This is a genomic window from Superficieibacter sp. HKU1 (assembly GCF_029319185.1).
Lineage (GTDB): Bacteria > Pseudomonadota > Gammaproteobacteria > Enterobacterales > Enterobacteriaceae > Superficieibacter.
Genome location: NZ_CP119754.1, coordinates 4,686,341 through 4,706,931 on the forward strand (window position 1 = coordinate 4,686,341; position 20,591 = coordinate 4,706,931).

At 54.5% G+C, this 20,591-nt stretch carries 19 protein-coding genes; 12 read left to right on the forward strand and 7 right to left on the reverse strand.

Annotated elements, in window-relative coordinates; genetic code table 11:
- Positions 1-20: 20 nt before the first annotated feature.
- From priA to rraA, 7 genes are all read left to right on the forward strand, one after another.
- Positions 21-2,219 carry a primosomal protein N' gene (gene priA, locus P0H77_RS22320; protein WP_276159725.1) on the forward strand — a complete coding sequence of 733 codons (2,199 nt, stop codon included), beginning with the start codon at positions 21-23 and terminating at the stop codon, positions 2,217-2,219.
- Positions 2,220-2,375: 156 nt separating this feature from the next.
- Complete coding sequence (gene cytR / locus P0H77_RS22325) at positions 2,376-3,404, forward strand: DNA-binding transcriptional regulator CytR (RefSeq protein WP_276159726.1); 1,029 nt, start codon at positions 2,376-2,378, stop codon at positions 3,402-3,404.
- A gap of 93 nt (positions 3,405-3,497) precedes the next feature.
- Positions 3,498-4,457 (forward strand): cell division protein FtsN, encoded by a 960-nt coding sequence (gene ftsN / locus P0H77_RS22330; protein ID WP_276159727.1) that lies wholly within the window; start codon positions 3,498-3,500, stop codon positions 4,455-4,457.
- 90 nt (positions 4,458-4,547) lie between these two features.
- A complete protein-coding gene (gene hslV / locus P0H77_RS22335) occupies positions 4,548-5,078 on the forward strand; it encodes an ATP-dependent protease subunit HslV (RefSeq protein WP_049839591.1) in 531 nt (176 codons plus the stop codon).
- A gap of 9 nt (positions 5,079-5,087) precedes the next feature.
- Positions 5,088-6,419, forward strand: a complete 1,332-nt coding sequence (gene hslU / locus P0H77_RS22340; RefSeq protein WP_276159732.1) for an HslU--HslV peptidase ATPase subunit — start codon at positions 5,088-5,090, stop codon at positions 6,417-6,419.
- Positions 6,420-6,610: 191 nt separating this feature from the next.
- Complete coding sequence (gene menA, locus P0H77_RS22345; RefSeq protein ID WP_276159736.1) at positions 6,611-7,537, forward strand: 1,4-dihydroxy-2-naphthoate polyprenyltransferase; 927 nt, start codon at positions 6,611-6,613, stop codon at positions 7,535-7,537.
- Positions 7,538-7,629: 92 nt separating this feature from the next.
- Positions 7,630-8,115: a ribonuclease E activity regulator RraA gene (gene rraA, locus P0H77_RS22350; protein ID WP_176919644.1), complete on the forward strand. Its 486-nt coding sequence runs from the start codon at positions 7,630-7,632 to the stop codon at positions 8,113-8,115.
- A gap of 181 nt (positions 8,116-8,296) precedes the next feature.
- Here rraA and pfkA read toward each other — a convergent pair whose 3' ends face one another.
- From pfkA to cpxP, 4 genes are all read right to left on the reverse strand, one after another.
- Positions 8,297-9,259 (reverse strand): 6-phosphofructokinase, encoded by a 963-nt coding sequence (gene pfkA / locus P0H77_RS22355; protein WP_276159752.1) that lies wholly within the window; start codon positions 9,257-9,259, stop codon positions 8,297-8,299.
- Between the two features lie 194 nt (positions 9,260-9,453).
- On the reverse strand, positions 9,454-10,347 hold the full coding sequence (gene fieF, locus P0H77_RS22360; protein ID WP_276159765.1) for a CDF family cation-efflux transporter FieF: 894 nt from the start codon (positions 10,345-10,347) through the stop codon (positions 9,454-9,456).
- An 86-nt stretch (positions 10,348-10,433) separates the two neighbouring features.
- On the reverse strand, positions 10,434-10,730 hold the full coding sequence (locus P0H77_RS22365; RefSeq protein WP_276159767.1) for a TM2 domain-containing protein: 297 nt from the start codon (positions 10,728-10,730) through the stop codon (positions 10,434-10,436).
- Positions 10,731-10,927: 197 nt separating this feature from the next.
- Positions 10,928-11,419 (reverse strand): cell-envelope stress modulator CpxP, encoded by a 492-nt coding sequence (cpxP, locus tag P0H77_RS22370; RefSeq protein ID WP_276159768.1) that lies wholly within the window; start codon positions 11,417-11,419, stop codon positions 10,928-10,930.
- Positions 11,420-11,568: 149 nt separating this feature from the next.
- Here cpxP and cpxR point away from each other — a divergent pair, with 149 nt between their 5' ends.
- Together cpxR and cpxA are read left to right on the forward strand one after the other, a co-directional pair.
- Positions 11,569-12,267, forward strand: coding sequence for an envelope stress response regulator transcription factor CpxR (gene cpxR, locus P0H77_RS22375; RefSeq protein WP_103676845.1), 699 nt, complete (start codon positions 11,569-11,571; stop codon positions 12,265-12,267).
- Positions 12,264-13,637 (forward strand): envelope stress sensor histidine kinase CpxA, encoded by a 1,374-nt coding sequence (gene cpxA, locus P0H77_RS22380; protein WP_276159769.1) that lies wholly within the window; start codon positions 12,264-12,266, stop codon positions 13,635-13,637. Before cpxR ends, cpxA begins: the two co-directional genes overlap by 4 nt.
- A gap of 26 nt (positions 13,638-13,663) precedes the next feature.
- Here the strand turns inward: cpxA and dsdC are convergent, their stop codons facing one another.
- A complete protein-coding gene (dsdC, locus tag P0H77_RS22385; RefSeq protein ID WP_276159770.1) occupies positions 13,664-14,602 on the reverse strand; it encodes a DNA-binding transcriptional regulator DsdC in 939 nt (312 codons plus the stop codon).
- 227 nt (positions 14,603-14,829) lie between these two features.
- On the opposite strand from dsdC, the gene dsdX reads away from it, so the two are divergent.
- Together dsdX and dsdA are read left to right on the forward strand one after the other, a co-directional pair.
- A complete protein-coding gene (gene dsdX, locus P0H77_RS22390; RefSeq protein ID WP_276159771.1) occupies positions 14,830-16,167 on the forward strand; it encodes a D-serine transporter DsdX in 1,338 nt (445 codons plus the stop codon).
- Between the two features lie 17 nt (positions 16,168-16,184).
- Positions 16,185-17,507 (forward strand): D-serine ammonia-lyase, encoded by a 1,323-nt coding sequence (gene dsdA / locus P0H77_RS22395; RefSeq protein ID WP_276159772.1) that lies wholly within the window; start codon positions 16,185-16,187, stop codon positions 17,505-17,507.
- A 105-nt stretch (positions 17,508-17,612) separates the two neighbouring features.
- Here dsdA and yiiM read toward each other — a convergent pair whose 3' ends face one another.
- Positions 17,613-18,287: a 6-hydroxyaminopurine reductase gene (gene yiiM / locus P0H77_RS22400; protein WP_276159773.1), complete on the reverse strand. Its 675-nt coding sequence runs from the start codon at positions 18,285-18,287 to the stop codon at positions 17,613-17,615.
- Between the two features lie 149 nt (positions 18,288-18,436).
- Here yiiM and P0H77_RS22405 point away from each other — a divergent pair, with 149 nt between their 5' ends.
- Positions 18,437-19,333 carry a dihydrodipicolinate synthase family protein gene (locus P0H77_RS22405; RefSeq protein ID WP_276159774.1) on the forward strand — a complete coding sequence of 299 codons (897 nt, stop codon included), beginning with the start codon at positions 18,437-18,439 and terminating at the stop codon, positions 19,331-19,333.
- Between the two features lie 52 nt (positions 19,334-19,385).
- Here P0H77_RS22405 and kdgT read toward each other — a convergent pair whose 3' ends face one another.
- Positions 19,386-20,384, reverse strand: a complete 999-nt coding sequence (kdgT, locus tag P0H77_RS22410) for a 2-keto-3-deoxygluconate transporter (RefSeq protein ID WP_276159776.1) — start codon at positions 20,382-20,384, stop codon at positions 19,386-19,388.
- Positions 20,385-20,591 lie beyond the last annotated feature (207 nt).

Consider the following 20,591-nt stretch of genomic DNA (forward strand, 5'->3'; position numbering starts at 1 on the left):
TTTCAAGTCAGGATGATGTTATGCCCGTTGCTCACGTTGCGCTGCCCGTTCCGCTGCCCCGCACTTTTGACTATCTTCTGCCGGAAGAGATGTCGGTAAAGGCGGGCTGTCGCGTGCGCGTGCCGTTTGGCAAGCAGCAGGAGCGCGTCGGGATTGTGGTATCGGTCAGTGAGAAAAGCGAACTGCCGCTTAACGACCTAAAGGCGGTGGTCGAGGTGCTGGATAGCGAGCCGGTGTTTTCCACCTCCGTCTGGCGTTTGTTACTTTGGGCGGCAGATTATTATCATCATCCCGTTGGCGACGTGCTTTTTCACGCTCTGCCCATTCTCCTGCGCCAGGGGAAACCCGCCAGCGCCGCGCCGCTATGGTACTGGTTTGCCACCGAGCAGGGACAGGCGGTCGATATTAATAGCCTGAAACGCTCGCCAAAACAGCAGCAGGCGCTGGCAGCGCTGCGCCAGGGGAAAATCTGGCGGCATCAGGTTGCCGGGCTGGAATTTAACGATGCAACCTTGCAGGCGCTGCGCACGAAAGGGCTGAGCGAACTGAGCAGCGAAGCGCCCGCCCTGAGCGACTGGCGTACTGGTTACGCGGTGACAGGCGAGCGTCTGCGGCTCAATACCGAGCAGGCTACCGCCGTCGGCGCAATCCACAGCGCGTCGGACAGCTTCTCCGCCTGGCTGCTGGCGGGCGTTACCGGCTCCGGTAAAACAGAAGTGTATCTGAGCGTACTGGAGAACGTGCTGGCCCAGGGTAAGCAGGCGCTGGTGATGGTGCCGGAGATTGGCCTCACGCCGCAGACTATCGCCCGCTTTCGCGAGCGCTTTAACGCCCCGGTTGAAGTGCTGCACTCGGCGCTTAACGACAGCGAGCGCCTGTCCGCCTGGCTGAAAGCAAAAAACGGCGAGGCGGCGATTGTCATCGGCACCCGCTCGTCGCTGTTTACGCCGTTTAAAAACCTCGGCGTGATTGTCATTGATGAAGAGCATGACAGCTCCTATAAACAGCAGGAAGGCTGGCGCTACCATGCGCGCGATTTGGCCGTGTATCGGGCGCACAGCGAGCAAATCCCGATTATCCTCGGCTCCGCGACGCCTGCGCTGGAGACATTGCACAACGTGCGGCAGAAAAAGTACCGCCAGCTCCAGCTAACGCGCCGCGCCGGTAACGCGCGACCCGCCAGTCAGCACGTGCTCGACTTAAAAGGCCAGCAGCTTCAGGCAGGACTATCTCCGGCGCTTATCGCCCGTATGCGCCAGCATCTGCAGGCCGATAACCAGGTGATCCTGTTTCTCAATCGTCGGGGATTTGCCCCGGCGCTGCTGTGCCACGACTGCGGATGGATCGCCGAATGTCCGCGTTGCGATCATTACTACACTCTGCATCAGGCGCAGCATCATTTACGCTGCCACCATTGTGACAGCCAGCGGCCCATCCCGCGCCAGTGTCCTTCCTGCGGCTCGACGCATCTGGTGCCGGTAGGAATGGGCACTGAGCAGCTTGAACAGGCGCTGACACCGCTATTTGACGGCGTGCCTATTTCGCGTATCGATCGCGACACCACCAGCCGCAAAGGCGCGCTGGAGCAATATCTGGCCGAGGTGCATCGCGGCGGCGCACGCATTTTGATTGGCACGCAGATGCTGGCGAAAGGGCATCACTTCCCCGACGTCACGCTGGTGGCGCTGCTGGACGTCGATGGCGCGCTGTTCTCGGCGGATTTCCGCTCCGCAGAACGCTTCGCCCAGCTTTATACGCAAGTGTCAGGGCGCGCGGGACGTGCCGGGAAACAGGGTGAAGTGATCCTGCAAACCCACCATCCGGAGCATCCTTTATTACAGACGCTGCTGCATCAGGGTTATGACGCCTTTGCACAGCAGGCGCTGGCGGAACGTCAGACAATGCAATTGCCGCCGTGGACCAGTCACGTCCTGATCCGTGCAGAGGACCACAATAACCAGCAGGCTCCCGTTTTCCTGCAGCAGTTGCGCAATTTGTTACAGGCCAGTCCGCTGGCCGACGATAAGCTATGGATCCTTGGCCCAGTCCCGGCGCTCGCCCCTAAACGCGGCGGGCGCTATCGCTGGCAAATTCTGCTGCAACATCCGTCGCGCGTGCGCCTGCAACAGGTGGTCAGTGGGACACTGGCGTTGATCAACACGCTGCCAGAATCACGACGGGTAAAATGGGTGCTTGATGTCGATCCGATTGAGGGGTAATCCACAACGATGCGAGGCGGATCGAGAAATTTAATGTTCATCACACTTTTCATGAAATTTCTGTAACTCTTCAGATAACTATCTGATAAAAATGTGGGTGATGTCAGAGACAGAGGACGTCTCTGTGCCTGCGCGGCGTCTGCGAGGAGAGAAGAGGTGAAGACCAGGAAAGCGGTTGCTTCGGCGACGATGAAGGATGTGGCTCTAAAAGCAAAAGTGTCGACGGCGACAGTGTCGCGGGCGTTGATGAACCCGGAAAAAGTGTCTCAGTCTACCCGTAACCGGGTCGAGCAGGCGGCGATTGACGTGGGCTATTACCCTCAGGCGGTTGGCCGCAATACCCGGCGTAATGAGTCACGTACCCTGCTGGTCATTGTTCCGGATATTTGCGATCCGTTTTTTAGCGAGATCATCCGCGGTATTGAAATCACCGCCGCCGAACAGGGTTATCTGGTGCTGATTGGCGATTGCGCGCACCAGAACCAGCAGGAAAAAACCTTTATCGATCTGATTATCACTAAACAGATCGACGGCATGCTATTGCTCGGGTCAAAGCTGCCGTTCGACGCCAGTATTGAAGAGCAGCGCAATCTGCCGCCGATGGTGATGGCGAATGAATTCGCTCCTGAACTGGAACTGCCAACGGTACATATTGATAATCTGACCGCTGCCTTTGACGCCGTAAACTATCTTCACGATCTGGGTCATCAGCGCATCGGCTGCATTGCCGGGCCGGAAGAGATGCCGCTGTGCCATTATCGGTTACAGGGCTATGTTCAGGCGCTGCGCCGCAGCGGAATTACCGTTGACCCGCATTACATCGCTCGCGGCAATTTTACCTATGAAGCCGGAGCCAGGGCGCTGGAGCAGCTTCTGGCCCTGCCAAAACCGCCAACTGCCGTCTTCTGCCATAGTGATGTGATGGCGCTGGGTGCGCTATCCTGGGCCAAACGTCAGGGATTACGTGTTCCGCAGGATCTGTCGATTATCGGTTTTGATAATATCTCGCTGTCTGAGTTCTGCGATCCCCCGCTGACCACCGTTTCGCAGCCGCGTTTTGAGATTGGGCGGGAAGCCATGTTGCTTCTGCTCGATCAATTACACGGACAAAATGTCAGCAGTGGTTCGCGCTTACTGGATTGTGAACTGATTATACGTGGCAGTACGGGTAATATATTGTCTTAAAGTAAACCTGCTTTAAGACTCCCCTGTCTGGTCAAAGGGCCGCCGCTTAAGTAACATGGCGGACTGATAACAAATAAATACAGCGAAACGATAGTGGCACAACGAGATTATGTACGCCGCAGCCAACCGGCTTCTTCGCGGCGCAAAAAGAGCACATCACGGAAAAAGCAACGGAATCTGCCTGCAGTTTCGCCAGCAATGGTCGCCATTGCGGCGGCGGTACTGGTTGCCTTTATCGGTGGACTGTACTTTATTACCCATCATAAAAAAGAAGAATCAGAAGCGCTTCAGGGGCATCAGGTGACTGGTAACGGCCTGCCGCCTAAGCCTGAGGAACGCTGGAAATACATTAAAGAGCTGGAGAGTCGTCAGCCCGGCATCCGCACGCCTACTGAACCCTCAGCAGGCGGTGAGGTAAAAAATCCAGACCAGCTGACGGACGAACAACGCCAGCTGCTGGAGCAGATGCAGGCCGATATGCGCCAGCAGCCGACACAGCTTAATGAAGCCCCATGGAACGAACAGACGCCGGCTCAGCGTCAGCAAACGCTTGAGCGTCAGCGGCAGGTACAGGCTCAACAGCAGCAACAGCAATGGTCGAACACGCAGCCTGCACAGCAGACGCGCACGCAGCCTCGTGTCACCGAGCAGCCGGTTCAGCAACCACGTCAAAGCCAGCCGCCGAAGCAAACGACATCGCAGCAGCCGTATCAGGATCTGATCCAGACGCCAGCGCATACCAATTCTACGCAGCCTAAAACTCAGCCAGCTACCCCGGCGACCCGCGAAGCGGAAGCGCCTGCGCAGACGGCGGAGAAAAAAGACGATCGTCGCTGGTTGATGCAGTGCGGCGCGTTTAAAGGTGCTGAGCAAGCAGAGACCGTACGTGCGCAACTGGCGTTTGAAGGTTTTGACTCTCACATTACCAACAGTAACGGCATTAATCGGGTCGTGATTGGCCCGGTGAAAGGCAAAGACAACGCAGACGGTATGCTTAATCGTCTGAAGATGGCCGGTCACGCAAACTGTATTCGCGTCGCCGTCAGGGGTTGAAACCCCCAAAATCCCCCCCATCTATAATTCCATTCAGCCCCGCGAACCTGCGGGGCGCATATTCCGCTTTTGCACCCAGGGGGGCATCTCGTGACAACAATAGTAAGCGTACGCCGTAACGGCCATGTGGTCATTGCTGGTGATGGCCAGGCCACGCTCGGCAACACCGTAATGAAAGGCAATGTCAAAAAAGTACGTCGTCTTTACAACGACAAAGTCATCGCGGGCTTTGCCGGCGGCACCGCCGATGCCTTCACGCTCTTTGAACTCTTTGAACGTAAGCTGGAAATGCATCAGGGTCATCTGGTCAAGGCAGCCGTTGAGCTGGCGAAAGACTGGCGTACCGACCGTATGCTGCGCAAACTTGAAGCGCTGCTGGCGGTCGCCGATGAAAACGCCTCCCTGATCATCACCGGTAATGGCGACGTCGTTCAGCCAGAAAATGATTTGATTGCGATTGGCTCTGGTGGCCCTTATGCGCAGGCTGCGGCTCGCGCTCTGCTGGAAAATACCGAGCTTGGCGCACGTGACATTGCGGAGAAAGCGTTGGGGATTGCAGGCGACATATGCATCTACACCAACCACTTCCACACTATTGAAGAATTGCCGTCTAAGGCGTAAGGATCACCCATGTCTGAAATGACCCCACGCGAAATTGTCAGCGAACTGAACAAACATATCATTGGACAGGACGCGGCCAAGCGTTCAGTGGCTATCGCATTACGTAACCGCTGGCGTCGTATGCAGCTTGATGAAGATCTGCGTCACGAAGTCACCCCGAAAAATATTCTGATGATCGGCCCGACCGGCGTGGGTAAAACCGAAATCGCCCGCCGTCTGGCTAAGCTGGCCAATGCGCCGTTCATCAAGGTGGAAGCGACTAAATTCACAGAAGTTGGCTATGTTGGTAAAGAAGTGGATTCGATTATCCGCGATTTGACCGATTCGGCGATCAAAATGGTCCGCGTTCAATCCATCGAGAAAAACCGTTTTCGCGCTGAAGAGATGGCGGAAGAGCGTATTCTCGACGTGCTGATCCCACCGGCGAAAAACAACTGGGGACAGGCAGAACAACAGGCTGAGCCATCCGCCGCGCGTCAGGCATTTCGCAAAAAACTGCGTGAAGGCCAGCTCGACGATAAAGAAATCGAGATCGATCTCGCTGCCGCACCGATGGGCGTTGAAATTATGGCACCTCCGGGAATGGAAGAGATGACCAGCCAGCTGCAGTCGATGTTCCAGAACCTCGGCGGCCAGAAGCAAAAAGCGCGGAAGCTGAAAATCAAAGAAGCAATGAAGCTGCTGATTGAAGAAGAAGCGGCGAAGCTGGTTAACCCGGAAGAGCTGAAACAGGAAGCCATTGACGCCGTTGAACAGCACGGCATTGTGTTTATCGACGAAATCGACAAAATCTGTAAGCGCGGCGAGTCCAACGGTCCGGATGTTTCCCGTGAAGGCGTTCAGCGTGACCTGCTGCCGCTGGTGGAAGGTTGCACCGTATCCACGAAGCACGGGATGGTTAAAACTGACCATATCCTGTTTATCGCTTCCGGCGCATTCCAGGTGGCTAAACCATCCGATCTGATCCCGGAATTGCAGGGGCGTCTGCCAATCCGCGTTGAGCTGCAGGCGCTGACCACCGGCGATTTCGAGCGCATTCTGACCGAGCCAAATGCCTCCGTCACCGTGCAGTACAAAGCGCTGATGGCAACTGAAGGCGTCAACATTGAGTTTACCGACGACGGCATCAAGCGTATCGCTCAGGCGGCCTGGCAGGTGAACGAAACCACCGAAAACATCGGCGCACGTCGTCTGCATACCGTTCTGGAGCGTTTAATGGAAGATATTTCCTATGACGCCAGCGATCTGAACGGTGAAACGATCGCTATCGATGCAGACTATGTAAGTAAACATCTCGATGCTTTAGTGGCAGATGAAGATCTGAGCCGTTTTATCTTATAATCGTGCTCAATACGTTTTCATCACTTCAGATGGGGCTACGATACCCAAAATAATTCGGGTTGCAGGAAGGCGGCAAGAGAGCGAATCTCCAGGAGCATAGATAACTATGTGACTAGAGTGAGCGAACGTAGCCAACGCACCTGCGACCTGAAGTATGACGGGTATAAGCCCCATTTTTATTAGCCGGAATTATGACTGAACAACCTTTGAGTCCGACCCAGGCATGGCTGGAAAGCCTGCGACCTAAAACGCTCCCGCTGGCCTTTAGCGCTATCGTGGTAGGGACTGCGCTGGCCTGGTGGCAGGGCCATTTTGATCCGCTGGTTGCCATCATGGCGCTGGTCACCGCCGGACTACTGCAAATTCTCTCCAATCTGGCGAATGATTATGGCGACGCGGTCAAAGGCAGCGACAAGCCCGATCGCATTGGTCCGCTGCGCGGTATGCAAAAAGGCGCCATTACTCAGCAACAGATGAAGCGCGCGCTGGTTATCACTATTGTGCTTACCTGTGTATCCGGGCTGGCACTGGTCGCGATGGCTTATCAGACGATGGCCGATTTTATCGGCTTCCTGGTGCTGGGCTGCCTCTCTATTATCGCCGCCATCACCTATACCATGGGCAATCGCCCTTATGGCTATATCGGTCTGGGTGATATCTCGGTGCTGATTTTCTTTGGCTGGCTGAGCGTGATGGGCAGCTGGTATCTTCAGGCGCACAGTCTGATCCCGGCTATTATCCTGCCTGCTACCGCCTGCGGTCTGCTGGCGACGGCGGTCCTGAATATCAACAATCTGCGCGACATTACCAGCGATCGGGAGAATGGTAAAAACACGCTGGTAGTACGTCTGGGGCCCGTCAATGCGCGGCGCTACCATAGCGTGCTGCTGTTTGGCGCACTGATTTGCCTCGCCCTGTTCAACCTGATTTCACTGCACAGCCTGTGGGGCTGGCTGTTTATTCTGGCGGCACCCATGCTGTTCAGGCAGGCTCGCTACGTCATGCGCGAGCGCGATCCTCTGGCGATGCGCCCGATGCTGGAACGTACCGTAAAAGGCGCGCTGCTGACTAACCTGCTGTTTGTGGTTGGGATTATCCTGAGCCAGACGATGAATTAACTGACAAATATCAATTAACAATTGTTGATTTTGCCAACAGCGCATCTGGCGCGATATACTGAAGGTTCTCGCAGCAACGGAACGTTAAGCCTATGAAATACGATACTTCCGAACTTTGTGACATCTACCAGGAAGATGTCAACGTCGTGGAACCGCTCTTCTCCAACTTTGGGGGTCGCCCGTCGTTTGGTGGTCAAATCACCACGGTGAAATGTTTCGAGGATAACGGGTTGCTGTACGATCTGCTCGAACAGAATGGTCGTGGCCGGGTACTGCTGGTCGACGGCGGTGGTTCTGTGCGTCGCGCGTTAATCGATGCGGATCTTGCCCGTACCGCTGCGCAAAATGAATGGGAAGGCATTGTGGTGTACGGTTCGGTACGTCAGGTCGACGATCTCGAAGAACTGGACATCGGCATTCAGGCTATCGCCGCCATTCCGGCAGGTGCGACGGGTGAAGGCATTGGCGAAAGCGACGTGCGCGTCAATTTTGGCGGCGTCACCTTCTTCTCCGGCGACCATCTTTACGCCGACAATACCGGTATTATCCTGTCGGAAGACGCGCTGGATATCGAGTAGTTCTCCTGCCAAAGAAAAAGGGAAGGTTTCCCTTCCCTTCTGACTTCTCTCTACGTAGCGCGGTGGAACCCTTGCCTGGCGGCGCTTCGCTTGCACAGGCCTACGGGAAATACATAACCTGCTGATATAGCAAGCATGGTAGGCCGGGTAAGGCGCAGCCGCCACCCGGCATTCAACCCACTTAGTACAGCTTCTTCGCCGTATCCAGCCAGTCGCCTTTGAACGGGCGCTTCATGTTCTCAATAGCGTCGATAATGTCATGGTGAACCAGTTTTTCGTTCTGGATACCAACACAACGTCCGCCGTGGCCCTGAAGCAGCAGGTCGATAGCATACGCGCCCATGCGGGACGCCAGGATACGGTCATAAGGTACCGGAGAACCGCCGCGCTGAATGTGGCCCAGAACGGTCGCACGGGTTTCACGGTGGGTTTCTTTCTCAATGTAATCCGCCAGCTCGTGGATATCACACATATGCTCGGTGATGGCGACGATAGCGTGTTTTTTACCTTTCGCGATGCCCGCTTTAATTTCGGCGACCAGGTCATCGCGGCTGAATTCCACTTCCGGCACCATCACAAACTCACAGCCACCGGCGATGGCAGCAGCCAGCGTCAGGTCGCCGCAATAACGGCCCATCACTTCAACGATGGAAATACGCTGGTGAGAAGAGGAGGTATCGCGCAGGCGGTCAATCGCCTCAACAACGGTGCCCAGCGCGGTAAAGTAACCGATAGTGTAGTCGGTGCCTTTGATGTCATTGTCGATGGTACCCGGCAGGCCGATGCACGGAAAGCCCATTTCAGTCAGGCGTTTTGCCCCCATGTACGAACCGTCACCGCCGATAACCACCAGCGCATCAATGCCACGCTTTTTCATGTTCTCGATAGCCACAGCACGGATGTGTTCTTCACGAAATTCCGGGAAACGCGCGGAGCCCAGGAAAGTACCGCCGCGGTTGATCATGTCGGAAACGCTATAGCGGTCGAGCTGGATCATACGATCTTCGTATAGCCCCAGATAACCATCATAAACGCCCATGACTTCCAGACCTTCCGTTAATGCTGCACGGACCACGCCACGAATCGCAGCGTTCATGCCCGGCGCATCGCCGCCACTTGTCAACACACCGATTTTCTTAATCATGACTACCTCTGAACTTAGAATGCAAAATGAAATCTGATGCCGGAAACGAACTTAGGCTCACCCGAAGTACGTAACGAATACTGCCGATAGTATATCAATCCTCTGTTGCTGAATTGATTCAGGTCAGACCAAACGGCGCTAATTTATACAAAAAATGCCGATCCAGCCCACACTTTTACAAGAAAGAAAAAAGCTCAAAGCCGTTGTTCTTCCTGCGGTACTACCGAACAAGGATCCTGGTGAATGATGACGTCCGATCCCGGAAAACGAAGTAAAAGCGCCTGCTCAATCTGTTCGGCCACAAGATGCGCCTCAAACAGCGGCAGATTGTCGTCCATTTCTAAATGAATCTGAATAAAGCGGGTCGGCCCTGACTGCCGCGTTCGTAGGTCATGCGCGCCACGTACGCCTGGCCAGGCGGTGACGGTCTCAATAATTTCCTGTCGCTCTGCATCAGGAAGTGCGCGATCCAGCAGAGCCTGTACGGCTTCATACCCCATACGTAACGCGCTATACAGGATATAAACCCCAATCCCCAGCGCAAACAGCGCGTCCGCCCGGTGCCAGCCATACCATGACAGACCGAGGGCGATGAGAATGGTTCCGTTCATCATAACATCAGACTGATAATGAAGCATATCGGCACGCACTGCCTGACTGTGGGTTTTTCGCACCACCCAGCGCTGAAAAGTGACTAAAATCAGCGTGCTAATCAGCGCGATAATGGTCACTACCACCCCCACACCGGGCGCATTCATTGGTTCCGGACTTGCCAGATGCTGAATGCCGGTGAGGAAAAGAAACAGCGCGGAGCCGGAAATAAACATACTTTGTGCCAGTGCCGCCAGAGATTCGGCCTTGCCGTGACCAAACGTGTGTTCATCGTCGGCTGGCTGCAACGAGTAGCGGACCACCCACAGATTAGTGAGCGACGCTGCGATATCGACCAGTGAATCCACCAGGGCAGCCAGAATGCTGACCGAGCCGGTATGCCACCATGCGAAAATTTTGATAATTAACAAACAGGATGCCATTACCGTGGCGGCAACGGCTGCGCGGCTGACCAGTTGGCCGTAAGAATGGTTCATAGATTCTCCTGCTTAACCCTCGGGTAGTATAACGCACGTCGAGGCCAGGAAGAAAAAGGCGGTAAACCGCCTTTACGGAGAATGAATTAAGGATACTTGCGGGCGAATTCGTCGTCAGACATACAGATCAATATGATAAGTTCGACAAAAGCTACAATACTCGGGATAAGCGTCCAGAAGAACAGCAGGTACACAATCCCCAGGCCTACTTTGCCCAGATAGAATTTATGCCCACCGAAAGCGCCCAAAAAGAATGCCAATAAAATCGCCGTGGTACGATTTTTTGAACTCTTAGCGACCTGAGATGCGCCACAGTGTGGACACGCATTAGCCGTTTCATGTATTTCTTTTCCACAGCCCCGACAAAAAACCATACCAGCCATCAATAAATCCCTTTAACATATATTAAATAATTATAACTCATTGATTTAACTTATTATTTTGACTTATTTTCACCATGCTATGCAACGTTCATTTTACGTTTTCGCGTAAATAACAGGCAAAAAAAACCCCCTCATCATGAGGGGGAAGACAGGGATGGTGTCTATGGCAAGGAAAAACAGGGTATGTCACTGGGATGCTACTTACTGCTACTAAACTGCTTTAACGGAGGACTTTGCTGAAGTTGCGCAATCTCGCGCATCTGCGCCATCCGTTGTTGATGCTTTTCATTTAAAACCGCTTGCTGCTCTGGCGTTAACAGAAGGAACATCTGGTTGCGCACGCGGGCCATTTCGACCTGCCGGGCTACCTGCTCCTGCGCCATTTTCTCTGCCTGAGCGCGCACAGCGTTTTCATCAAAATTTTCTGCGGTAATAAGGCGGTGCATTGCCTCAATTTCGCTAACATTAACAGGCGGCTGCTCGTGCCTTGCCTGTTGCATCAGATCGCGCATTTGTTGGCGCTGACGCTCGGTTAGACTTATGCCGTCAAACATGTGACTCTGCTGGCTGTTACGCTGCGTAAGTCCTTCGGTCTGGTGCCAGTTATCGCCTGCGATGGCTTCACCTGCCTGGCTGAACGCACTAAATGCCAGCGTAGAGGCCATGACGGCAGCGGTAACTTTGCGCATCACTTGCTCCCACAAACTTTGTTTCGCGATTCCACGAGAGACAGTCTACGATTCAGGCTGAAAACTAGCGTCAGGCGGTGTAAAACAACGTAAAGTCATGGATTAGCGCGCTTCGATGACGTAATTTCTGCCTCGGAGGTATTTAAAAAATGAATAAAATCCTGTTGGTTGATGATGATCGGGAGCTCACGTCATTACTTAAAGAGCTGCTCGACATGGAAGGTTTTAACGTTTTAGTGGCTCACGACGGTGAACAGGCGCTGACGTTGATTGATGACAGCATAGACCTGCTTTTACTGGACGTGATGATGCCGAAGAAAAACGGTATCGACACGCTTAAAGAACTACGCCAGACACACCAGACGCCCGTCATTATGTTAACCGCGCGCGGTAGCGAGCTGGATCGCGTGCTTGGCCTTGAACTGGGCGCGGATGACTATCTGCCCAAACCGTTTAACGATCGTGAACTGGTCGCGCGTATCCGCGCTATCCTGCGCCGTTCGCACTGGAGCGAGCAGCAGCAAAATAGCGATAACGGTTCGCCGACGGTTGAAGTCGATGGCCTGAGCCTGAATCCGGGGCGTCAGGAAGCCAGCTTTGACGGTGAAACGCTGGAGCTGACCGGCACCGAGTTTACCCTGCTCTATCTGCTGGCCCAGCATTTAGGCCAGGTGGTCTCCCGCGAGCATTTGAGTCAGGAAGTGCTCGGTAAACGCCTGACGCCGTTCGATCGCGCTATCGATATGCACATCTCCAACCTGCGGCGTAAGCTGCCGGAGCGGAAAGACGGGCATCCGTGGTTTAAAACGCTGCGCGGCCGTGGGTATCTGATGGTCTCCGCTTCATGATTGGAAGCCTGACCGCCCGCATCTTTGCTATTTTCTGGCTCACGCTGGCGCTGGTATTGATGCTGGTACTGATGTTACCCAAGCTGGATTCGCGCCAGATGACCGAGCTGCTGGAGAGCGAACAGCGTCAGGGTGTGATGATTGAGCAGCATGTTGAAGCTGAACTGGCCAACGATCCGCCCAATGATTTGATGTGGTGGCGTCGGCTGTTTCGTGCGATAGACAAATGGGCCCCGCCGGGGCAGCGTCTGGTCCTTGTGACCAGCGAAGGCCGGGTGATTGGTGCTGAACGCAATGAAATGCAGATCATCCGCAACTTTATTGGTCAGTCGGATGATGCCGATCAGCCGCAGAAGAAAAAGTATGGCCGGGTCGAACTGGTCGGGCCGTTCTCCATTCGTGACGGCGAAGATAATTACCAGCTGTACCTGATCCGCCCCGCCAGCAGTTCGCAGTCCGATTTTATCAACCTGCTGTTTGACCGTCCGCTGCTGCTGTTAATTGTCACGATGCTGGTCAGCGCACCGCTGTTACTGTGGCTGGCATGGAGTCTGGCAAGACCTGCGCGTAAGCTGAAAAATGCGGCGGATGAAGTCGCGCAGGGCAATTTGCGCCAGCATCCGGAACTGGAAGCCGGGCCGCAGGAGTTTCAGGCAGCCGGGGCCAGTTTTAACCAGATGGTGACCGCGCTGGAACGTATGATGACGACCCAGCAGCGCCTGCTGTCGGATATCTCCCACGAGCTGCGCACGCCTCTTACGCGTCTTCAGCTTGGCACCGCCCTGCTGCGTCGCCGTAGCGGAGAGAGTAAAGAACTGGAGCGTATTGAGACCGAAGCGCACCGGCTGGACAGCATGATCAACGATCTGCTGGTCATGTCGCGCAACCAGCAAAAAAATGCGCTGGTCAGCCAGACGATGAAAGCCAACCAGTTGTGGGGCGAGGTACTGGATAACGCGGCCTTTGAAGCCGAGCAAATGGGTAAATCCTTTACTATCGAATACCCGCCGGGTCCGTGGCCGTTATACGGTAACCCGAGCGCGCTGGAAAGCGCGCTGGAGAATATTGTGCGTAATGCCCTGCGCTACTCGCATACCACCATTTCCGTCGGTTTTGCGGTAGATAAAGACGGTATCACCATCACCGTTGATGATGATGGCCCAGGCGTCAGTCCGGAAGACCGGGAGCAGATTTTCCGTCCGTTCTATCGTACCGATGAAGCACGCGACCGTGAATCAGGCGGCACCGGGCTGGGACTGGCAATTGTTGAAACCGCCATCCAGCAGCATCGCGGCTGGGTTAAAGCGGAAGACAGCCCGCTCGGCGGTTTGCGTCTGATGATTTGGCTGCCGCTGTATAAGCGGGCGTGACGGCGATATGGCCTGAAAAAAGGCCATTACGCTTTGCTACGTTTCGCCTGCTCCCGCAGCCAGCCAACAAACGCCTCGATTTTTGGCCACTGCCTTCCGGGTAGCGTGGTGATGTAATAATGCTGGTGGCATTTCAGCGCCATATCGCCAAAAGGCGCGATAAGCTCCCCGCTGTCGAGGCGTTTTTGCACCAGCCGCTTACGCCCCATCGCCACACCGATGTGGTTCATTGCGGCAATCACCGCTAAATCAGAACGATCGAAACCAATACCTGATGATGTCGGCAGGTTTACCGCAAAATGCTGTGCCCAACTGTGCCACTCATCGGTGCCCGAATCGTTACTCCACGCCTGTCGGTCATGGAGTAAGGTGCAGTGTTCTAAATTGAGCAGTAAACCCGCTAAGTCAAAGCGGCGGGCATACTCGGGACTGCATACCGGCAGAATCTCTTCGTCCATCAGAAAGTGGTGCGTCAGCTGCGCCGACGGCGCATCGTCAAAATAGATGGCTAAATCGATCCCGGCACGTTGCAGATTGACATTATCGTTACCGGTCAGCATGGTGAGCGAAATGGAGGGATAACGACGCGTGAAATCGCCCAATGCCGGTACCAGCCAGCATTGAGCAATAGAGGGCCGCGAGTAGACCGTCAGCGTGCCGGACAACTCCTGATTTTTAATATCAAGGATTTCCTGATTCAAGGTATCCAGCGACGATTTCAGCGCCCAGAATACCCGCTTGCCTTCATGGGTAAGTTCCACTTTACGATGGGAGCGAACAAACAGCTGGATGCCCAGCTCCTCTTCAAGCTGATTGATGCGATGACTAATGGCACTGGGACTTAATGACAGCTCATCAGCCGCCAGCGCAAAGGACTGGTGTCTGGCCGCCACCTCAAATGTATAGAGTTTTGATAACTGCCAGCCGTTAAGCAGGCGATTTCTGACATCGCGAAGGGGATCCATAATCACCTCTGTCACCCTGATACTTTATCCGAATTGTAAAAAAAGACGCGGTAAAAATCAGCTTAAAGATGAACCAGAATGAACCACATCGCAAATTATCACCATTATTCGACGTAAATCACCTATTTGATTCAATCTGACGCATGTGAACGGAGATTTATATCGTTTGTCAGACTGGCCGGGACTTTGTCCAATAGGAGCAGGTTAATCACAGGGCAAGGTGAGATATGCACACTCAAATCTGGGTAGTGAGCACGCTGTTAATAAGCATCGTGTTAATCGTTCTGACCATCGTGAAGTTCAAATTCCACCCGTTTCTGGCACTACTGCTCGCCAGTTTCTTCGTGGGCGCGATGATGGGCATGGGGCCGCTGGAGATGGTCAATGCGATTGAAAACGGGATCGGCGGAACGTTAGGTTTCCTCGCCGCCGTTATTGGTCTCGGAACTATTCTCGGCAAAATGATGGAAATTTCCGGCGCGGCGGAGCGCATTGGTCTGACACTTCAGCGCTGCCGCTGGCTTTCCGCCGATGTCATTATGGTGCTGGTGGGGCTGATTTGCGGGATCACGCTGTTCGTTGAGGTCGGGGTGGTTCTGCTGATCCCGCTGGCGTTCTCCATCGCTAAAAAAACCAACACTTCGCTGCTGAAGCTGGCAATTCCGCTGTGTACCGCCCTGATGGCCGTGCACTGCGTGGTACCACCGCATCCGGCTGCGCTGTTCGTGGCGAATAAGCTGGGGGCGGATATCGGTTCCGTTATCGTTTACGGCGTGCTGGTTGGCCTGATGGCCTCGCTGATCGGCGGCCCACTGTTTCTGAAATGCCTCGGCAACCGTCTGCCGTTCAAACCGGTACCGGCAGAGTTTGCCGCGCTGAAAGTGCGTGATGAACAGACGCTTCCATCGCTGAGCGCCGCATTGTTCACCGTCCTGCTCCCCATCACTCTGATGCTGGTGAAAACCGTCGCTGAATTGAATATGGCTAAAGACGGCGCGCTGTATACGCTGCTGGAGTTTATCGGCAACCCAATTACCGCGATGTTTATTGCCGTCTTCTTTGCTTATTACATTCTCGGCGTGCGCCAGCATATGGGTATGAGCATATTGTTGACTCATACTGAAAACGGCTTTGGCTCTATTGCTAACATTCTGCTGATTATCGGCGCAGGAGGGGCATTCAATGCGATCCTGAAGAGCAGCGGACTGGCGGACACTCTGGCGGTGATCCTCTCTAATATGGATATGCACCCCATTCTGCTGGCCTGGCTGGTAGCGCTGATTTTGCACGCAGCGGTTGGTTCCGCAACGGTGGCGATGATGGGCGCAACGGCGATTGTCGCGCCAATGCTGCCGCTCTATCCCAACGTTAGCCCGGAGATCATCGCCATTGCCATCGGTTCTGGTGCCATTGGCTGCACTATCGTCACCGATTCTCTCTTCTGGCTGGTGAAGCAGTATTGCGGGGCAACCCTTAATGAGACATTTAAATACTATACAACCGCAACATTGATTGCGTCGGTCGTTGCACTGGCCGCCACATTCCTGCTTTCCTTTATTATCTAAACGCAAAGAGACGTCCTATGGAAAACATGCAAAAACTCCTCGCCCGGTATCCTTTAGTGGAGGATCTGGTCGCCCTGAAAGAAACAACCTGGTTTAATCCGGGAACCACCTCTCTTGCGGAAGGTTTACCGTATGTTGGCCTGACGGCTCAGGACGTAAAAGCCGCTCATGCCCGCCTGACCCGTTTTGCGCCATACCTGGCAAAAGCATTTCCGGAAACGGCCGCCACCGGTGGAATTATCGAATCCGATGTAGTGGCCATACCGGCCATGCAAAAACGGCTGGAACAAGAGTATGGGCAAAACATCAGTGGCGAAATGCTGCTGAAAAAAGACAGCCATCTGCCGATTTCCGGTTCCATCAAAGCCCGTGGCGGTATCTATGAAGTACTGACCCACGCAGAAAAACTGGCGCTGGAAGCGGGGCTGATAACGACTGAAGATGACTACAGCGTGCTGCTTTCGCCAGCGTTAAAACGGTTCTTTAGCCAGTACAGTATCGCCGTCGGCTCAACCGGTAACCTCGGACTGTCAATTGGTATAATGAGCGCCTGCATTGGCTTTAAGGTCACGGTACATATGTCTGCTGATGCCCGGGCATGGAAAAAAGCCAAACTGCGCAGTCACGGTGTAACGGTCGTGGAATACGAAGAAGATTACGGCGTGGCAGTGGAGCAAGGCCGCAAAGCGGCAGAGTCCGATGCAAACTGCTTTTTCATCGACGATGAAAACTCGCGCACGCTATTTTTAGGTTATGCGGTAGCCGGACAGCGCCTGAAGGATCAGTTCGCACAACAAGGACGCGTGGTGGATGCCGGACACCCGCTGTTTGTCTATCTGCCCTGCGGTGTTGGCGGTGGCCCTGGCGGTGTGGCCTTTGGCCTGAAGCTGGCATTTGGCGATAACGTCCACTGCTTCTTTGCTGAGCCAACTCACTCGCCATGTATGCTGCTGGGGGTATATACCGGCTTACACGATGAAATCTCCGTGCAGGATATAGGTATTGATAACCTGACGGCCGCTGACGGTCTGGCGGTGGGGCGCGCCTCTGGTTTTGTAGGACGTGCAATGGAGCGGCTGCTCGATGGCCTGTATACGCTTGACGATCAGGCAATGTACGACATGCTGGGCTGGCTGGCGCAGGAAGAAGAGATTCATCTGGAACCGTCGGCACTGGCGGGAATGGCTGGTCCGCAGCGCATCTGCAGCTCAGCGGCGTATCAGCAGGTGCACGCTTTCAGCACAGAGCAGTTCAACAACGCCACTCACCTGGTCTGGGCCACCGGTGGCGGCATGGTCCCGGAAGCCGAGATGGCGCAATACCTGGCAAAAGGGCGTTAACGTTACCGAGCAGTGGTCAGGTATCTGGCAGCGCGAGCCATCATGGTGATGCTTACGCTGCCAGGACATTAACACCGTAGTCATAATACCAGTCAGCGAAAACGATTATTTCCCCCACAACCGTCGCGAATTATCCTCGATCTTGCCGCTGGTGCGCCGCTTCTGCATGGTGCGCGTCCAGCTGGCCGATAGCCCTGCCGCCGACAGCAAACGATGATACTGCTCATCATCAAACGGCATTGACCAGGCAATCACCCCGGCTTCATGTACCGTCACATCACTCACCCGCGACGCCAGCACCAGCGGCGCTTCAGCGGAAACGTTGCCACCAGCAATCACCCGGTACAGCCAGCCGGTTTTGCCGCTCGCCTGCATGATGGAGGCCATGTCGCTGATACCGAAGTGAAAATTAAGCTTAAAGCAAGGCGAGCGCGGCTGAGTAACCTGAATGAAAGTCTCGCCCCACCGGAAGATATCGCCGATAAACACGTTCTGCTCGTTCAGCCCCTCGGTTGACAGATTCTCACCAAACGCGGGGGCCACAAACAGATCCTCCTGCTCAGGAAACTCACGCGCCCAGTGGCGATAATGCTCCCGAGGGTAGTGGCACAGCGCGCGGTCGGGTCCGCCGTGGATTTTGCTTTCTGCCTGCTCATCACCGACCAGCCCCAGCTCCGTCAGCGTCAGTTCGCCCGCCACCTGCACTTTCGCAATGGCGCTGGGACGGCTTCCTTCATAGTCCTGAACCCTGCCAGTAAATACCTCAACCGGATATCGCATCTGCTTCTCTCTTACCGACAAATTTGCTCCATTAAACCATATTTTTTACCCGTACCTTCCAAAATGCGAACCACGTTCACATGGCGCGTTGCCAGACATGCTATTTATTAAAATGATTTTGAAACGGCATTTCATAATAAGGAGTCAACGTGACGGTACAATCGCAATTTGCTGGCGTCTGGTGCCCTGCCATTACGCCACTGGATGATGATGGAAAGCTCGACCTGAACGGCCTGAAGCAGCATCTTCAACGCCTGACCAGAGCAAACATTGACGTGATTCTGCTGATGGGCAGCATCGGTGAGTTTGCGTCTTTCACGCTGGAAGAGCGATTAACCTTAATTCGCGAGGCCAGGGCGATGAGTTCGCTTAAGATGGTTGCCAACGTGTCATCGACCTGTATGAACGATATTCAGCGCATGGCAGAGGAGGCGTACCGCGTAGGCTACGATGCCGTGATGGTCTTACCCCCCTACTATTACGGACAAACGCCAAAACAGCTTCTCAGTTACTTCCGTCAGCTTGGCAATACTCTCGGCGGCAACTGGTTTGCCTATAACTTTCCGGCACGCACCGGCTGCGATTTGACGCCGGATCTGATTGCCACCCTCGCCGCTGAATTCCCGCACTTTGCCGGAATTAAAGATACCGTCGACTGCCAGTCTCATACCCGCAGTATGATCCAGGCGACCCGCGCCGTGCGTGAGGATTTTGCCGTACTTTCCGGTTATGACGAATATTACATCCCCAACCTGCTGGCGGGCGGCGCGGGCGTGATCTCCGGCTTAAACAATGTGATGCCGGAGCTATTTGTCAGTGCCCGCGAGGCGTTTAAGCAAGGCGATTTACAGACGTTGCGTGAGATACAGCAGAGCATCGGCACTTATATGTCCATCTATGCAATTGGTGATGATTTTGTCTCAACGATTAAGACCGTGGTATCGCGTAAATTCGGCTATTGCACCGGCGTATCGCGGAATGCGGGAGGCGCATTAAACGAGCATGAATGCCGCACGATTGATAAAGTGTTTGATATCAGGGGGTAAAAGAAAAAGCCCGGCAGCAGCGCTGACCGGGCTTTTTCAGAAAGGCTACGTATTATTCCACCGCTCCCAGCACATGCGCTTTTGCGGCTTCGGCTTTTGCCGCTCTGGCTTTCACCTTCCGCGACCAGATGGAGGTCAGGATCGGCACCAGAATGGAGGTCACAATCACCGATGTGGCGACCAGCGAGGTAGCCGCAGGGGCCATCGGTTTAAATTCCGGGATCATTTCAGCGATCAGGACCGGCGTTGCCACCGCAGCACCCGCCGAACTGGATGCGGCAATTCCCGCCGTACCGTCACCGCCGCCAATCAGTTTATCAGCAATAATCAGCGGAATACCGGTCACAACAATCACCGCCACGCCCAGCAGAATACCCAGCAGTCCGGTTTGCGCAATCACGCTTAAATCAATGGTGTTACCCAGTGCGAAGGCGAAGAAAGGGATCAGCGTTTGGACCGCTTTGCTGAAAAATTCCCGTAATTCCGGGTCGAGATTACCCAGCGTAAAACCTACCAGGAAAGGTAAGACCGCACCGACAAAAACGTGTGGTTCAAACGACGCAATACCTGCGGTACCCAGAATAATCATGGTCATCAGCGGACCGGATTCCAGCGACATCAGGACAAATGCGCCCGCTTCTTCTTTGGTGCCGTACTGCTGCATAATGGAGGCGTAGAGTCCGCCGTTGGTCATGTCCATCGCGGCCACCAGCGCCAGCGTGGAAAGTCCGGCGAAGAACCCTACCTCCACACCGTGCTCCGGAATGATGCGCGAGGCAATCGCCGCCACCAGCCAGGCCACTGCAATCTTGGTCACTACCAGCGTGCCGGATTTACGCAGCACCGTCCCCGTTGCGCTCAGCTTGATTGATGCGCCCATACAGAAAAACCAGACCGCCAGAATTGGCACCGTCCCGGTAATCATACCGTTGGTGAACGATCCGAAGTATTTTCCTGCCCCCGGCGCAAAGGTATGGCACAGCGCGCCCAGGAACAGCGGGACGAGCATCATGCCGCCCGGAATTTTTTCAATCTTGCGTTTAATCTGCATCTTCTTCACCTGTAAACATAAAAATGGGGCGATTTTTATGGGCGAGAACACTTCAGCCAGACCGTGCTCCCGTATCGATGAAAGGAAGATAATCATTCAGGGAAACTATAAAAGTGATCCTGAACACACAAATTGAAACGCAGTTTCTATTTTAATGGATCATTGTTTTTTATTTGATGCAGATCACCATAGCACCCTGAAACACGG